General features: G+C 62.1%; 17 protein-coding genes. 8 read left to right on the forward strand and 9 right to left on the reverse strand.

Features of this window, described 5'->3' with window-relative positions; genetic code table 11:
* Positions 1–8: 8 nt before the first annotated feature.
* The 5 genes from FHX08_RS04470 to FHX08_RS04490 form a co-directional block, all read right to left on the reverse strand.
* Positions 9–350, reverse strand: a complete 342-nt coding sequence (locus tag FHX08_RS04470) for a hypothetical protein (protein ID WP_184326885.1) — start codon at positions 348–350, stop codon at positions 9–11.
* A gap of 253 nt (positions 351–603) precedes the next feature.
* Positions 604–1,395, reverse strand: coding sequence for a glycoside hydrolase family 108 protein (locus FHX08_RS04475; protein ID WP_184326886.1), 792 nt, complete (start codon positions 1,393–1,395; stop codon positions 604–606).
* A 305-nt stretch (positions 1,396–1,700) separates the two neighbouring features.
* Positions 1,701–4,217 carry a CHC2 zinc finger domain-containing protein gene (locus tag FHX08_RS04480; RefSeq protein WP_184326887.1) on the reverse strand — a complete coding sequence of 839 codons (2,517 nt, stop codon included), beginning with the start codon at positions 4,215–4,217 and terminating at the stop codon, positions 1,701–1,703.
* 93 nt (positions 4,218–4,310) lie between these two features.
* Positions 4,311–4,712 carry a helix-turn-helix domain-containing protein gene (locus FHX08_RS04485; RefSeq protein ID WP_132654078.1) on the reverse strand — a complete coding sequence of 134 codons (402 nt, stop codon included), beginning with the start codon at positions 4,710–4,712 and terminating at the stop codon, positions 4,311–4,313.
* Positions 4,713–4,806: 94 nt separating this feature from the next.
* Positions 4,807–5,082 (reverse strand): hypothetical protein, encoded by a 276-nt coding sequence (locus FHX08_RS04490; protein ID WP_132654079.1) that lies wholly within the window; start codon positions 5,080–5,082, stop codon positions 4,807–4,809.
* A gap of 273 nt (positions 5,083–5,355) precedes the next feature.
* On the opposite strand from FHX08_RS04490, the gene FHX08_RS04495 reads away from it, so the two are divergent.
* On the forward strand, positions 5,356–5,976 hold the full coding sequence (locus FHX08_RS04495) for a helix-turn-helix domain-containing protein (RefSeq protein WP_132654080.1): 621 nt from the start codon (positions 5,356–5,358) through the stop codon (positions 5,974–5,976).
* Positions 5,977–6,314: 338 nt separating this feature from the next.
* On the opposite strand, the gene FHX08_RS04500 is transcribed toward FHX08_RS04495, so the two are convergent.
* The gene (locus tag FHX08_RS04500) at positions 6,315–6,848 is read right to left on the reverse strand and encodes a DUF1269 domain-containing protein (protein WP_132654081.1); all 534 of its coding nucleotides are present in this window, start codon (positions 6,846–6,848) and stop codon (positions 6,315–6,317) included.
* A 258-nt stretch (positions 6,849–7,106) separates the two neighbouring features.
* Between FHX08_RS04500 and FHX08_RS04505 the strand changes: the two genes are divergently transcribed.
* From FHX08_RS04505 to FHX08_RS04530, 6 genes are all read left to right on the forward strand, one after another.
* Complete coding sequence (locus tag FHX08_RS04505) at positions 7,107–7,739, forward strand: CatB-related O-acetyltransferase (protein ID WP_132654354.1); 633 nt, start codon at positions 7,107–7,109, stop codon at positions 7,737–7,739.
* 219 nt (positions 7,740–7,958) lie between these two features.
* The gene (locus tag FHX08_RS04510) at positions 7,959–10,856 is read left to right on the forward strand and encodes a PAS domain-containing protein (protein ID WP_246698281.1); all 2,898 of its coding nucleotides are present in this window, start codon (positions 7,959–7,961) and stop codon (positions 10,854–10,856) included.
* Positions 10,857–11,040: 184 nt separating this feature from the next.
* Positions 11,041–11,283: a DUF1902 domain-containing protein gene (locus tag FHX08_RS04515; protein ID WP_132654082.1), complete on the forward strand. Its 243-nt coding sequence runs from the start codon at positions 11,041–11,043 to the stop codon at positions 11,281–11,283.
* 4 nt (positions 11,284–11,287) lie between these two features.
* Positions 11,288–11,482, forward strand: coding sequence for a type II toxin-antitoxin system HicA family toxin (locus FHX08_RS04520; RefSeq protein WP_132654083.1), 195 nt, complete (start codon positions 11,288–11,290; stop codon positions 11,480–11,482).
* Positions 11,483–11,816: 334 nt separating this feature from the next.
* Entirely contained in the window at positions 11,817–12,098 is a 282-nt protein-coding gene (locus FHX08_RS04525; protein WP_132654084.1) for a type II toxin-antitoxin system RelB/DinJ family antitoxin, read from the forward strand.
* Positions 12,088–12,423, forward strand: coding sequence for a type II toxin-antitoxin system YafQ family toxin (locus tag FHX08_RS04530; protein ID WP_132654085.1), 336 nt, complete (start codon positions 12,088–12,090; stop codon positions 12,421–12,423). The genes FHX08_RS04525 and FHX08_RS04530 overlap by 11 nt, the downstream gene beginning before the upstream one ends.
* A gap of 16 nt (positions 12,424–12,439) precedes the next feature.
* Here the strand turns inward: FHX08_RS04530 and FHX08_RS04535 are convergent, their stop codons facing one another.
* The 3 genes from FHX08_RS04535 to FHX08_RS04545 all read right to left on the reverse strand — a co-directional run bounded on the left by FHX08_RS04535 (position 12,440) and on the right by FHX08_RS04545 (position 13,176).
* A complete protein-coding gene (locus tag FHX08_RS04535; RefSeq protein WP_132654086.1) occupies positions 12,440–12,637 on the reverse strand; it encodes a hypothetical protein in 198 nt (65 codons plus the stop codon).
* A gap of 63 nt (positions 12,638–12,700) precedes the next feature.
* Positions 12,701–12,838 (reverse strand): hypothetical protein, encoded by a 138-nt coding sequence (locus FHX08_RS04540; RefSeq protein WP_165911902.1) that lies wholly within the window; start codon positions 12,836–12,838, stop codon positions 12,701–12,703.
* A 47-nt stretch (positions 12,839–12,885) separates the two neighbouring features.
* Positions 12,886–13,176 (reverse strand): hypothetical protein, encoded by a 291-nt coding sequence (locus tag FHX08_RS04545; RefSeq protein ID WP_132654087.1) that lies wholly within the window; start codon positions 13,174–13,176, stop codon positions 12,886–12,888.
* 239 nt (positions 13,177–13,415) lie between these two features.
* Here FHX08_RS04545 and FHX08_RS04550 point away from each other — a divergent pair, with 239 nt between their 5' ends.
* Complete coding sequence (locus FHX08_RS04550; protein ID WP_132654088.1) at positions 13,416–14,039, forward strand: LysE family translocator; 624 nt, start codon at positions 13,416–13,418, stop codon at positions 14,037–14,039.
* The last annotated feature ends 12 nt before the right edge of the window (positions 14,040–14,051 follow it).

Raw genomic sequence — 14,051 nt, forward strand, 5'->3', positions numbered from 1 at the left:
CGTCCGCCTCAACCGCCCCGGAAGATCTTGATCAGCTTTGGGGTGTAGCGGTGATTTTTTATGTCGAGTGTATCCTGATAGGTTATGTCGCCGGAAACGATCGCATTTGTGTATCGGCTGCAGAAAGCCTTCGGAGCGTCCTTGTCTGCCACATTCAGTGCGACAGCGGCGTTATGGCGGGCCTTCTTGTCGGAAAAGCCGACCTGTCTGATGCACTCGTCCAAAAGCCCGTTTCTCTGACTCTCGCTGCCTCGCACCACCCTGACAGCTGCATCATATTGTTTCTCGGTCGGAACACAGCCGGTGAGCAACCCGGTGGCGATCAATGTCAATGAAATATAGGCGCGCATGATTATTCCTCAATTGTGCTGCTGACAGCGTGTTATGCTGTGACTGGCGAGGTATCTTTATTTTGATTCTCGCGCAGCGGGAAATATGTTCTTTAAGGTATTTGTTTCTTCTGCATTAGGTTGAAAATCGCATCGTTGGATGACTTGTGTGGCAGCCGGCGACGCCCTTGTCGCGGAGGCAACCAAGGGAGATAAAGTGGATGGGCTGATCGGTGAACCAGCGTTCATATTCGAGGCGGACCAGCTTCCGTCGTTACCGCCCGGCCGCCCGATATGCCTCTGCGCGTTCTTTCTCTCTTACGGCCTTGACGACCACCACACCCGCCACGACCAGCCCGGCCAGCATCAGCCCACCAAGCAGCAGCAAATTCGGCTCGGCCGGCAGTGCGGCGCCCGTACCAGCCCCACCTGAGGTGGTCACCGCAATCGCTGCGCCTGCTTTCTGCAGCGTGCCGGCCGTCTTCTCGGCCTTCATTGCCTCATTCGCCAGCGCCGCCTTCGCATCCACGCCAGGTTGGGCGCGCAGGACCATCGCCACGGCCTTTGCCTCGATCTTCGCCACACGTGCCGACCAGCCTTTGCGGTAGGTCTTCCAGATCGCCAGGCTTTGCATGAAGTTCAGCCGTTTGGCGCAGAGGGCCTTGATTTCCTTGATGCCGGCACTTGCGGCGTGCAAGCGGGTAACGGGGCCGAATTTGCCGTCGGCGGGGACACCGATCACGGCCTGCGCGTCGCGCAGTGCGCGGGCGGGGCCGGAGTTGACGGCATAGTCGAAGGTGGCGAGATCGAGGCCGGGGGGCAGTGCATCGCCGCCGATTTCGTCCCAGTATCTCGCCTTGTAGATCGGCCTGACGTCGTCGAGTGTCAGGTTGCGGATGTCGATGTTAGGGAAGGCGGCGGCCGAGATGCCGTATTTGGTGCCTTTCAGCGTGCCCTTGCCGATCTTGCCGCCGGTCCAGTTGCCGGGGTCGGTGCGCTCGGTGGAAAGGCTGCCTTCGGATGCAAGCGTTATGGAAAGGCATTCGGGGAAATTGGTGCTGGCCATGCCGCGGTCCTTGTCGATGGGATCGCAGCAACTTTTCATTCGCAACAGTTGAGCCTGTCACATGATGGCCGGTCAGGGGCGGGATTCAGGCAGGGGCGATGAGGCCCCGGGACGGGGACCGCCGCCTCCGCAACAGGAGGGCGGAGTGGGGCGCGGCGGCCGGCCTTCGAAGGCCGGCTTAACAACTGCGATCCTGCAAAATCGTTCCGCGATGGTTCCTAATCATTTTGGGCTAGTTCCGGTGTCGCCGTTGGCTTGTGCGAAGAGAGCGGAAGCCCGAAATTTCACCCAGCGGCAGCAGAGGCTTAGAACACGTCGGCATAACTCACCGCAGGAGTAGACGCGCTTTCCTTCAGCATGACGCCCTGCGCCACTGTACCGTCCGCAAACCGCACCAGGCGCACATCGGGCATGGCTTTCAGGCGCTGGGAGAAGGTGTTGACGGGCGGCAGGAAGCTTTCGCGGTAGCCCTGATCGATCGCCCATTTGCGGAAATCTTCAAACAATTTTGCGGTGCGAAGCCAGCCGCCGAATGGTTCGGCTTCTGCGGGCACGACGCGAATGTCGAACCATTCGTTCAGCGGATCGAGCAGCAGCCAGGAATTCAGCGCTTCCTTGGAGCTTTCGGGGATGGTGTAGCTGCCCTTGCGCTTCAGCCGCTGGGCGCCGGCCACAGCAAGGCCGAGCAGCAGTTCGAGCTCCTCTTCGGCAATGCGCTCGGCAATATCGGGGATGACCTCGTTATCAGGAATGGAGCGGTTGAACTGGATGACGACGAGGCGGCGGCGCAGGCCGCGGTCGATGCCGCCGTTGAAGCGCGGCAGGGTGTTGGTGGTGAAGCAGTGCAGCGCGCGCGGGATGAAGCTTTCGACATTCCTGTAGAGGCTGCGGCCTTCGAGCGGGTTGCCGGTGACGGCGGCCTTGAATTCCTCGCCGGCGATCGCCGCCCCGCTCAGTTCGTCGGCGACATTCGCGGCCTTGCCGGCGAGATTGACGATGCGCTTCTCATCATTGAAGAAGGCCGGCGAGACTGAGGAGACCGAGCCTTCCGGCAAGAGCGCGCGAAAAAGCGAGGCGATGGTAGATTTGCCGTTTCTGGCGGTCTCGCCGAGCAGGATGAAGGCTTTCGGCTGGCGCAGGCGCGTGGCAAGGCCGAAGGCGGCGGCACCCAGCATCTCGGCAACGAGGTCGATCTTGTCGGCGGCATCGGGATCGTCGCGAAAGGCGCCGTAAAGCAGCTTGTGCAGCAGCGATCCCTCAGGCGGGTGGCTCTCGGTATGCAGGTTGTAATCGGCCGATATGGTGAAGCGGAAACGATCGTCAGGGTCATGCTCGCGACAGATCACCTTGCCCTTGTCATCGAGGATGATGGTGCAGTTCCGCGCATTGAGGCCGATGACGGGATTGGCGAAGAAACCGGCATCGGTGACGCGCGTGCCGAGCTCATTGACGATGCCGTCGATCATGTGCCGGCCGAGTTTCAGCGGCTTTTCCTTCGGGCCTATGCCGACGGCATCGAAGGCATGTATGGCAAGGCGGATCTTTTGCTCGGGGATGGGCCGCCAGGCGGAGGGGCCGTAGGCCCAGAATTTGCCGTCGGCGCGCACGATCCGCCCGCCGCAGGCCTGCTCCAGATGCTCGTTGAAGATGCGCGCCAGCCAGACTTCGGAGCCGAAAGGCTGACTCGGAAACCATTCCGGCATGCGGTCAATGCCATCGGCGCCCGGCGGCGGCGTCTTCGGCCCCGGCTTGCCCGGCTTTTCGGCCGGTGGTGATCCGGCCGGGGCGGGTGCGCAGCGGCGGATGGTGGCGCGCATGAAGGCATCGAGCTCCAGGCGCGTCCACCCGGCATCGATCGCATCGGCGCAATCCCAGCCGCGGTCGGGAGAGTGGCCCCCCTGCCAGTCGCGGTAGGTGAAGGGTTTGAGATCGGACGCGGCCCCGGCATCTGCAAAACCTGTCAGGCGCACGCGCGCGCCGAGGCCGGAGAGGATCGCTGCGATCTCGTCTGCCGTCGCAAGGCCGGGCACATCGAAATCCGGCCAGATCACCACATCGCGGCCTGATAGCGGCGACCAGTCGGTGTGCTTGACGCCCTGCGTGCCTCCGGCCCAGGACAGCACGGTGCGGCCGGTTTTCTCAGCCAGCCTGTCACGGCATTTTTCGCCCTCGACGACGATCACCTGCTTCGTCTTGCCGAGCGTCTGCAGACCATAGAGCGGGCGCGGCTTGGGAAGGGGATAGCGGCACCAGGTCTCGCTGCCGTCGGGCAGACGGGCGAACATGACCATCGGCGTTTCCTTGCCCCCATCGGCAAGATCGTGGCGCAGCACGTAGCCGGTCAGCGCGCCATCGGCCCCGCGATAGGGAAAGACCATGGATGGAGCGAATGAGCCCCATTCGGAGCGTTCGCCCTTGCGCTTGGGATTATAGAGGCGGATGCGGATGCCCGGCTTGATCGGCTCGGAGGGCGGCGCGACCGGAGTGATGCCCTCATAGGGGTCGCGCGCCGGCTGCCTGCGCGGGGCGATGTTCGGGCTGATATGGCTGTTGCCATCGAGGATGCGGATTGCTTCCGCCAGATCGACGCCCTTGATCTGCTGCACGAAATCCAGGATATCGCCGCTTGCACCGCAGCCGAAGCAATGGAAGCGCTCGATGCCATCCTGCGCTCTGAAGATCGTGAAGGACGGCGTCTTCTCGGCGTGGAAGGGGCAGCAGGCCTGATATTCATGCCCATTCCCTTGCAGCCTGCAGCCATAATGCGCCGCTGTCTCGGACAGCGACACATCGCGGCGAAGCCGTTCGAGATCTGATGGCATGTTGCGGCTCTTGCAATGGATGTTGTAATTATCGCAACACGGCCGGCGCGGTGCGGGCGGCGGCCATGGTTATCGTGTCTTTTCGCGGGAGTTTCAGGGGGCCGTGGCGCTCGGAAACTTGCCCTCCAGCACCAGCCGGTAGCCGCGGCGATAGCCGACATTGGCAATGCCGATGCCGGAGCCTTCCAGCTTCTGGCGCAGGTGGCAGAGCGCCACCTTGAAGGCGAGGTACATCTTGTCCGGCGAGGGGCCGCCATCGGGATCGTCGATATACATGGCGGTGAAGATACGCTCGGTGATGACGGGCAGGCCCTTGCCCTTCCAGACCGTTTGGAAGATGCGGCCTTCCATCGGCGTCAATCCATATTGATCGATGACGATCTCGGGCTGCGGCGTGGTGACCGGCTGCTTGCAACAGGGGCAGAGCAGGGGCTTGGTGATGGCAAGCGGGGCGGGCGCTGCCGATGGGGTCGGGCGTGTCGTGATCGTCTGCATATCGGTCCTCACATGTTTGGAGCGCGCGCCGTCCGATCGGGCGGCCGCCTGATGTCTTCTGTGTTGAGATTGCGGTTCCGGGCGCGGCCGAGCCTTAAGGCGCGGCCATCATCATCGCCCGGATGCGGTCTTCGAAAAGCGCAAGGCGGCGCAGCCGGTTGGCAAGCTGCAAGAGGTCGTCGACGGCCTCCTTGTCGATCACCAGCAGTGTTTCGCCGGCCAACTCGCCGCCGCGCATGACGCAGCGCCCGATCAGCGCATCGATCAGATCCGATTGCGCCAGCATGGAAAGCGGCTCCTTACGCATTCGCTCCTCCGGCATCGGGTGCGAGGGGGCGATCGTCTGCCGCGGCATTCCCGCCTTTGCCATGCCGATCCTTCCCTCCCGCCTTGCGTCTCTTGTTGTTGGAGTTGAGATTATGTTGTCGAAATCGCATCGTCAATCCAAAATAGGAAAAAATACCTATCTTTTGCATCCGAGTGCCAAAAGGCCTGTTTTCCGGGCACAGCAGCGGATGACGGTGCAACCACAGCGGATCAACCATGTGAAAGGTTGACGGTAAAAAGCCCGGTGCGGTTGCTTGCATGGCGTTGCGTTTTTTGCAACAAATCAGCAACGCTGCATATAGGCATGGGGACGCTGATGGCTGAGATCGATGGCGACTGGTTTCATCGCCAGCTGGAGGGCAAGGGCCAGTCGCTGCGCGCGCTCGCCCGCCATCTCGGCAAGGATGCCTCCGCAGTTTCCCGCACCTTCTCGGGCAAACGCCGCATGACGATGGAGGAGGCGGCCGAGATCGCAGCCTTCCTCGGCGTTTCCGTCACCGACGTCATGCACCACGCCGGCATCACCGCGGATCGCGAAGGCCTGGGGCCAAGGATCCCGCTGTCCGCCACGATCGGCGAGGATGGCGAAGTCCGCCCGCTTCCCGAGTCGCAGCCCTTGCCGCAGGCGGTGCTCGACAGGGCGCTGCCCGCCATCGGCGCCAGCCGCCATCACACCATCATCGCCGCCCAGGTGCGCGCCTCTTCCGGTCCGCTTTCGATCTGGGACGATGCCGTGCTGTTCTTCGCGGCAAGCGACGGCATCGAGCCAGGTGCAATCGGGGCGCTCTCCATCTGCGGGCTGAAGGGCGGCAAACAGATCCTCGCCAAGCTCGACCGCGCCCGCAAGACGGGCGAGGCGAGGGTAGTTTCCCCGGCGGGGAAGAGCGAGGAGGTGACGCTGGTGATGGGGGCGCCGGTTCTGGTGGTGATACCGTAGCGACTACGGTGGTGGGCTGGCAGACGAGAAAGTGCACTGATCAGATTACGCAGGAACCTCTCTTGTGGCACCAACGCTTCCTCCCCACTCCGTCATTCCTGTGCTTGTCACAGGAATCCAGCCTGCCCAAGTCCTTGGGCAGGAGAGACTTTTTCCTCTGCGGCAAGCGAGTCATTCACCGCGCGGACGCGTGTGGCTAGATTCCTGTGACAAGCACAGGAGTGACGGAGGGGAAGTATTCGTCGAATTTAGACTGTAGGCGCCGCACTGCATTGACCGACACCTCAATCTGGAGACAGAAGTGCCGGGCGCAAGCTTTGCGCCCGGCATCAGCTTGCTCACGCCGCAGGCATCGTAGCAGCGGCTTCGTTTGCCAGCGCCTTGCGCAGCTGCTCTTCCTGCTCCGGCGAGAGCGAGGTGCGCAGGAGGGTGGCGTGCTCGCCCTTGAATTCGGCCAGAACCTTTTCCGGCTGTACCTTGCGGATCAGCAGGAATAGGGCGGAGCTGTTGATGGGGATGGTGTCTGCCAGCTTCTTGATGAGATCGTCATCGATGCCGTAGTCGGTCATCGTGCCGGCGAGCGCACCAGAGCCGGCACCAACCGCCCCACCGACAACCATGCCGGCCAGCGGATTGAGGAAGAGCAGGCCGACGAGCGTGCCCCAGATCGCGCCGGAGAGGCCGCCGCTTGCAGCACCCGCTGCGGTAAGATTGACGCTCTGCTTGAGGCGCACCTTGCCGGAAGCATCGCGCACGGCGATGACGGCATCCTCGAGATCGACGAGATATTCCTTTTCAAGCTGGACGAGTCGGTTGAGCACGGCATCCGCCTTGTCGGCAGTATCGAAACCAAGCACTACAAGTTCTGACATTGCTTTCCCTCCAGTTGGATTTACAGATGCGGCAGATAGGCGTCGGCGGCGCTCTGTCCATAAGGCGGCCGCCATTTGCTTTGCTACCACCGGCATATGAGAGGGCGATGAAGGGCCGAAGGCAGCGAGCCTCAGTTGCCGACGTGAATCTCGACCGGTGCGGCAGGCGGTGCTGGCCTTGAGAGATTTTGGATACTGCAGATGGATCGGGTATACGGAATCCCGCCTCCGGATTCCCTTCTCAGCAAAGGTCTCTTCATGCCGCTTCTCGATGCGAATCTTGCCTTTCCGGTCACCCATCCCGATGGCCGGGTTTCGAAGACGACGATGTATCTGAAGAATGTCATCGATCATCCGCGTATGGAGATCGGCGATTACAGCTATTTCACCCATTACGGAAAGCTGGAGGAGACGGCCGAGATCCTCGCGCCCTATCTGGGGCCGGGCTGCCGCGAGAAGCTCATCATCGGCAAGTTCGTGCAGATCGCCCGCGGCAGCTATTTCATCACCAGTTCGGCCAACCACCCGATGGGCGGCATCACCACCTATCCGTTCCGCATCTTCAAGCCGGAAACCTTCGGCTACAAGGATCTGCCGGTGAAGGATACGGTGGTCGAGAACGATGTCTGGATCGGCCATGATGCCGTCATCATGCCCGGTGTCCGGATCGGTGCGGGCGCGATCGTCGCTGCCGCATCGGTCGTCACTCGCGATGTGCCGCCCTATGCCGTCGTCGGCGGAAATCCGGCTGCGATCATCCGCATGCGCTTTTCCGTCGAGGTCATCAGCGAGATCCTCGACCTTGCCTGGTGGGACTGGCCGATCGACAAGATCGAGGCCAATCTGCCGGCGCTGGAGAGCGGCGATCTTGCAGCCCTCAAGCGGGCCTGAACCGGTGCCGGACGGGGTCTTGCGGGCCGCAATGCCTGCGACGGCCGGTGCTCTTCCAATTGCGTCCGGCGGCGCTATCCTCGACAAAGACAGGGTATTCTAATCTTCTGACATGATGGGATCAGGTCGAACCATGCCTCCATGCGACCGGACGCCAGCGGCCGATAGCGGCCGCGCCGCCAATCGTTTTCAGCCTCTGCCCGATGGCGGGATGGGCCCATGCTGATGGCGGATCTCTCTCACCGGCGTCTTGGGCTTGCGGTCACCGCCTGCCTCGTCGGCCTTGCGGTGTCCTGGCTGACATTGTCGCCGCTTGGGCTCATCGGTCCTGTCGTCGCGGCTTTTCTGTATGCGCGCGGCCGTGTCGTCAGGCCGGTTTACGTCATGCTGGCGGCGGGTCTCGGGGGCGCGCTTCTGGCAGCCGTGCTTGATGCCGGAATGCGCGAGGCTGCCCTGGCATGGGCGGCTTTCTGTGCGCTTTCGCTGTCTCTCGGGCCGATCTTTTCCGGCAGGATGGCGGAGAGGCTGGATGCCGATGCCGTGCGGGCGGCGAAATCGGTGGAGCGGCTGACGGGCATTGCCTGGGCTACCGATGCCGCCGGAGCCTTCCTCTACGTGACGCCGAGCGTCCTTGCCTTTCTGGGGCTTACCCTGGAAGACTTCAATGCGCCGCTGGCCAACAAGGAATTCGGATGGAAGCGGGCCATCCATCCCGACGATTACGAGGTTGCCGCAGCGCTGTGGCGACGCTGCCTGCAGACGGGCGAGCATTACAGCGTTGACAGTCGCATGCTGCGCCCCACCGGCGGCTATGGCTGGACGCGCAGCACGGGACAGCCGCTGCGCGACGGCAACGGCGTCATCACCGGATGGTACGGTACCGTCATCGATACCGAAATCGCGCCTCCGCGCAACGAACTCGCTGCGGACGATCCCGGTGTTTCTGCCGCCGATATGACGGCATCAGACACCTTGCCGCCAATGGCAGAGGTTCACCCGCATGACAGGGCGACGGTGGAGCAGGCGCGTGCGCGAGCTTTCTTCCACGGCATTCCGCAGGTCAGCAGCTTCCGCAAGCTTCAGCCGGATGGCAGCTACCAATGGGTCGAGTTCCGGGTGGAGCCGAAATATGGCACCAGCGTCGCGGTCGATCCGGCCGTCGCGCGGCAGGACGAGCGGTGGACGACGGCGAGCGAGCTCGGCGAGACCGGCGAGGCGGTGCGCGCCGCACTCGCCATCGAGAACCTTTATGGCGGCGCCTGGGCGATGGATGCATCCGGGCAATTCACCTATGCGACACCGACGGCGCAGACCTCGATTGCCATGGCGCTCGAAGATCTGAACCTGTTGCTCGACGGCAAGCCCTTCATCGAGGGCGGGCGGCAGGGCTGGCAGCGCGGCGTGCACCCCGATGACAGTGAGGAGGCCGCCGCGACGCTGCGCCATGCGCTGAAGACCGGCGAGCACTGGAATTTCGAATACCGGGTGCTGCGCGCCAATGGCGCCTATGTCTGGCACCGCGCCGCAGCGCGGCCGACACGCGACGGGCAGGGGCGCATTACCGGATGGTATGGCGTGACTGTCGATATCGACGCCTACAAGCGCACCGAGGCAGCGCTGCGCGAGCGCGAGCGGCAGCTGCAGCAGCTCATCGACACCGTGCCGGCGCTGATCTGGAGCACGTCGGCGGACGGGCGGCCGATCTATGTCAACAAGCCCTTCATCGAGGTGACGGGCGCAACGCTCGAAGAGATGATTGGGCCCGACGGATTGCCGTCGCTCAGCGTCATCCATCCTGACGATCGGGAGGCGGCGCGGCGGGCGATCCGGCATTCCTTCACCACGGGTGAACCCTATTCCCAGAGATACCGCCAGGCCCGCGCCGATGGCAGTTATCGCTGGACCGACACCAGAGCGCAGCCGCTGAGGGACGAGGCCGGCACCATCCTTCGCTGGTATGGTGTAAGCACCGATATCCATGACATGGTCACCACCCAGGAGGCCCTCAGCGAAAGCGAGCGGTTCCTGCGTCAGCTGGTGGAAACCCTGCCGGCGATGATCGATTGCGCCGATCCCAAGGGCGAGCCGATCTTCCGCAGCCAGCGGCTGCGCGAATTCCTCGGCTATGATCTGGAGGCGCTGGACGGGAGCGGAAAATCCCGGCTGGCCGGCACGCTCGATGCCGGCATCCACCCTGATGAAGTCGCTGATGTAAAGGAGCGTTATGCTCATGCGCTTGCCACCGGCGAACCCTATGCCCGACGGCATCGGCTGCGCCGTTTCGATGGCGAATATCGCTGGGTGGAGACACGCGCGGCACCGATGCGCGACGCCGAAGGCGCTATCGTGCAATGGAACGTCGTCTGCCTCGATATCGATGGCGAGGTGCGGGCACAGGAAAAGCTGCTGGCGGCGCAGGAAAGTCTGGCGCGCGCCAGCCAGGCGGCGAGCCTCGCGGAACTTTCGGCCTCCATCGCGCATGAGGTCAATCAGCCGCTTTCGGCCATTCTGAGCTCTTCGGACGCCTGCCGGCGCTGGCTGATGACGGAGCCGCCGAATTTAGAGCGGGCGCAGAAAACCCTGGAGCGCATCATCATCAGCGCCAATTCGGCAAGCGATGTCGTCAAGCGCGTCCGCGCCCTGTTCAAGCGTGCCGAAGACAAGCGCGATTGCGTCACGCTCGGCCGCGTCATCGTCGAGACTGGCGATCTGCTCGCCGAGGAGGCCGCGCGGCGCGGTATTCGCTTCGATATCGACAGCGACGACATCGTTCTGCAGGTTCCTTTCGACCGGGTGCAGATCCAGCAGGTCCTCATCAACCTCATGCGCAACGGCATGGATGCGATGGAAGCCGTTGCCGGAGACAAGCTGCTTGGCGTGCGGGTGCGCAAGGCCGACGGCATGATGCGCATCGAAGTCAGCGACCGGGGCGCCGGCATCGAATTTCCGGACAAGATATTCGAGCCGTTCTTTTCGACGAAAGAGCAGGGGATGGGCATGGGGCTCGCGATCTGCCGCTCGATCGTCGAGGCGCATGGCGGGCAGCTCTGGGCGGAAACGAACGAGCCGCGCGGGACCACTTTCATCTTCACCCTGCCGGCTGAGGCAGAGGCGTGAGGGGTGGGCCTTCGGCGTTCCGGGCGAAGAAAGCCGGGTTTGCCCGGAGATCACGACCGCGGACATCGCTCTACTAAAAATTCACTTTCTTTCCGCTACATATGTGCACATGACACCAGAGCGAGCCACACCGGTGGCGCGTGTACGTGTCGGACAATCCTGTCCGATTTGGAGAACTCATCGTATGAAGCACGTATCGATCATTGTGCGCGCCGAGTGGGATGAAGAGGCTGCCGTCTGGATCGCCAGCAGTAACGACATCGATGGACTGGCCGTCGAGGCCAATAGCCTGGAAGCTCTCGAGCCCAAGGTTATCGCTGCCATAACGGATCTTTTGGAACTGAACGGATTTACGTCTGACCTACCGGAAATCCCTGTCCATATCATGGCTGAGCAGCTCGTTCGCATTCCCAATCCCACCTACTGACCGCATGGCCGGCTATCTCAAGGAACTTAAAGAGTTACTTTTGAAAGCCGGCTGCAAATATGTTCGGCCGGGAAAAGGCGACCATGAAATTTGGTTCAGTCCGATTTCAGATCGCCATTTCACGTTCGATCATGGTGTCAAATCCCGGCACACGGCCAATGAAACGCTGAAGCAAGCGGGTCTTCCAAAAGCGTTCTGAGTTAGACGCTTTCTAGCTGCGGATGGCGGCCGTGTCGCGGCGGCTCAGTCCACGCCTGCCGGCATGGGTAAACCTTCGCTGGATGGGGGGTTGGCTCGCGCAGCCTTATCCTCAGTGACAAATTTCGTGCGGGATTTCGGCGAACGTCTCCTGCCCGGTTATGCGGTTCCGACATCCTCGGTCGATCTTGTCGCGCAGGCGCCTTTTGAAGAGTGAGGGAAATCCAAGGGCGAGGTGAACACATCGTCGGTGAACCGGACTTCGTCGATTATCGTTTCTTGAATATGTTGCTCAATTGGGCTACATACAGATCGAAATGATAAGGAGGCTGAAGATGGCCGCAAACGCGTATGTTCGTGCCCGTATCGACTCTTCCGTGAAGGATGATGCCGCCCTGGTCCTTGATAGCCTTGGGTTGACCACCTCTGATATCATCCGCATCGTCTTGACCAGAATTGCCCGAGATAAGGCTCTTCCGGTCGAGTTGACTCGACCGAACGCCAGGACGATCGCTGCCATGGAAGAAGCAAGAGCAATCAAGGCGGGCCATGGCAAGCACTTCGATAGTGCCGAGGAGCTGATTCAGTCGCTCGAGGGCAGCAAGCTTGCGAAGTGATAAGGACCGAGCGAAGCCCGCCTCCACCAAGCGGGCTTCGATACCGCGACAATCAAACCATACCAAGCAATTTCAAAAGGATTGGGAGCGACTCTCCAGATCCGGCCGATATGACATGGTCGCACTGAAGAGGGTCATTGGTTTGATCGTCGGCAACGATGGCCCACTGCCTGCCGAGATGAAGGACCACGAACTGACGGGTGATTGGAAAGATCATCGAGAATGTCATATCGGCGGCGACTTTCTTCTCATCTACACCGTGGACGAAAGGAAGAACCTGGTGGTGTTCGTTACTGCCGGTACCCACGCCGAACTCTTTGAATGAAGCGTGGTAGACAATTTCAGGACGAGGCGGCGGGCGGTGTCGCTCGCGTTTTCTGGCGCTCGCGGCGTTCGTCCTGCCTGATTTCGCGCTGTCTCAGGCGCAGCCGCTTGCGGATATCCTGAAGCTTTTCGGCATCGGAGGCTTTTTCGGGCGAGGCTCTTTTAGGCTTTGGCGCGCGGAAGAGATTTTCCGCTGCGCGCTTGTCGGCGGTCATGTTGCTATCCTTCCGGGTGTTCGCGGGACGGCCGGAGGGCCGTCGCGCCGGAGCGGGTCGGCACTATTTCTTCTTGTCGCTACTGCTGCTGCTTGCCATCTTGACCTGCATGCCGTGGGCTGCGGCGGGTGCCGCTGCGGCAGAGCGGTCTTTTTTCGGCTTGCGGACTTCGCGGTGGCTACGGATCTGGCCTTTCGCCATGGTTTCCTCCTGATGTGCTGATGCGGGACGGATCTGATATTGCGGCATCAAATGGGAGGGAGTTCGATGCCGGAATGCTTGTCCAGAGAGGCTGCCAATGCGTGACGCGGTTGCCCTTGTGGCAATCCTGGGGAGCGGGTGCGCAGCGCATTCGGGCCGTGGCTGAAATCGGGAAAAGCCGTGAAGGTTCCGGAGGCTCCGAAACTCTGGCCCGGCCGCCCGGCGGCTGCCACTTCGGCACGATCGAGAATGCCGAGCGCCACATTTTCACGGTAACCGGCTGCGCCGGTCCGGATGAGATTGCGCGACAGGCTTGGCGGATAAAAGTCGGAAGACATCGCCTCCTCCTTTCGTTGGGGCCAGGACATGCATTCTGAACCGGCAGCGTCCTGAACCGGCAGCGCCCTTGAAGTGGCTGCCGGCAATCGAATCCTGCGCTCATTCCCTGCTGTGCGCAAGGGTGTTGTCGCGGGAGCCGGGGTCCCGGTGGCCGTCGCGGCGTAAATTTATGAAATATTGCGCTTCCGGCCGAAGCCGTTAATCTGAAAGTGGATATTTCAGGCAATGGAAGGTAAAGATGAGTATTGCTGTTTTGACGACCTATATTTTCGTCGTCCTCGGGCTGATGGTGATTCCCGGCCCGGCGACGCTCCTGGTTCTCGCCCGATCGGTCAGCGGCGGCCGGCGGGCCGGCATTGCAACGGGGCTTGGCATTGCGGCCGGCGACCTCATCCATTCCACCATGGCGACCTTCGGCCTTTCTGCCTTGCTTGCGACTTCGGCGCTCGCCTTCGAAGTGGTCAAATATATCGGCGTGGCCTACCTCATCTATCTCGGATACCGTGCCTTCATCGAAAAGTCCAGCAATCTCGATCTGGCGGCGGCACCCGAGATCAGCCCCGGCAAGGCCTTCCGGCAGGGGATATTCACGGAAATCCTGAACCCGAAGACGGCGCTGTTCTTCCTCGCCTTCCTGCCGCAGTTCATCCATCCGGAGAGCGGATCGGTGATTGGGCAATTCGCGCTGCTCGGCATCATCTTCGTCGTGTTCAGCATCGGCGTGACCTCGGCGCTTGCCTTGGGCGCCGGCTCGGTGCGCGGCTGGCTCGCCAGGAACCGGACGATCGGCCGCTGGCAGGGCAAGGTGATCGGCTCGATCTATATGGCGCTCGGCGTGCGACTGGCGTTGCAGCAGCAGTGAATGCGGCTGAGC

Origin of the sequence: Rhizobium sp. BK529 (genome assembly GCF_014194105.1) — a bacterium.
GTDB lineage: Bacteria > Pseudomonadota > Alphaproteobacteria > Rhizobiales > Rhizobiaceae > Rhizobium.

Bases quoted from the DNA above. Each gene is read 5' to 3' on its own strand.
- FHX08_RS04470 (WP_184326885.1), bottom strand. From the start codon at position 350: ATGCGCGCCTATATTTCATTGACATTGATCGCCACCGGGTTGCTCACC.
- FHX08_RS04475 (WP_184326886.1), bottom strand. From the start codon at position 1,395: ATGGCCAGCACCAATTTCCCCGAATGCCTTTCCATAACGCTTGCATCC.
- FHX08_RS04480 (WP_184326887.1), bottom strand. From the start codon at position 4,217: ATGCCATCAGATCTCGAACGGCTTCGCCGCGATGTGTCGCTGTCCGAG.
- FHX08_RS04485 (WP_132654078.1), bottom strand. From the start codon at position 4,712: ATGCAGACGATCACGACACGCCCGACCCCATCGGCAGCGCCCGCCCCG.
- FHX08_RS04490 (WP_132654079.1), bottom strand. From the start codon at position 5,082: ATGGCAAAGGCGGGAATGCCGCGGCAGACGATCGCCCCCTCGCACCCG.
- FHX08_RS04495 (WP_132654080.1), top strand. From the start codon at position 5,356: ATGGCTGAGATCGATGGCGACTGGTTTCATCGCCAGCTGGAGGGCAAG.
- FHX08_RS04500 (WP_132654081.1), bottom strand. From the start codon at position 6,848: ATGTCAGAACTTGTAGTGCTTGGTTTCGATACTGCCGACAAGGCGGAT.
- FHX08_RS04505 (WP_132654354.1), top strand. From the start codon at position 7,107: ATGCCGCTTCTCGATGCGAATCTTGCCTTTCCGGTCACCCATCCCGAT.
- FHX08_RS04510 (WP_246698281.1), top strand. From the start codon at position 7,959: ATGCTGATGGCGGATCTCTCTCACCGGCGTCTTGGGCTTGCGGTCACC.
- FHX08_RS04515 (WP_132654082.1), top strand. From the start codon at position 11,041: ATGAAGCACGTATCGATCATTGTGCGCGCCGAGTGGGATGAAGAGGCT.
- FHX08_RS04520 (WP_132654083.1), top strand. From the start codon at position 11,288: ATGGCCGGCTATCTCAAGGAACTTAAAGAGTTACTTTTGAAAGCCGGC.
- FHX08_RS04525 (WP_132654084.1), top strand. From the start codon at position 11,817: ATGGCCGCAAACGCGTATGTTCGTGCCCGTATCGACTCTTCCGTGAAG.
- FHX08_RS04535 (WP_132654086.1), bottom strand. From the start codon at position 12,637: ATGACCGCCGACAAGCGCGCAGCGGAAAATCTCTTCCGCGCGCCAAAG.
- FHX08_RS04540 (WP_165911902.1), bottom strand. From the start codon at position 12,838: ATGGCGAAAGGCCAGATCCGTAGCCACCGCGAAGTCCGCAAGCCGAAA.
- FHX08_RS04545 (WP_132654087.1), bottom strand. From the start codon at position 13,176: ATGTCTTCCGACTTTTATCCGCCAAGCCTGTCGCGCAATCTCATCCGG.
- FHX08_RS04550 (WP_132654088.1), top strand. From the start codon at position 13,416: ATGAGTATTGCTGTTTTGACGACCTATATTTTCGTCGTCCTCGGGCTG.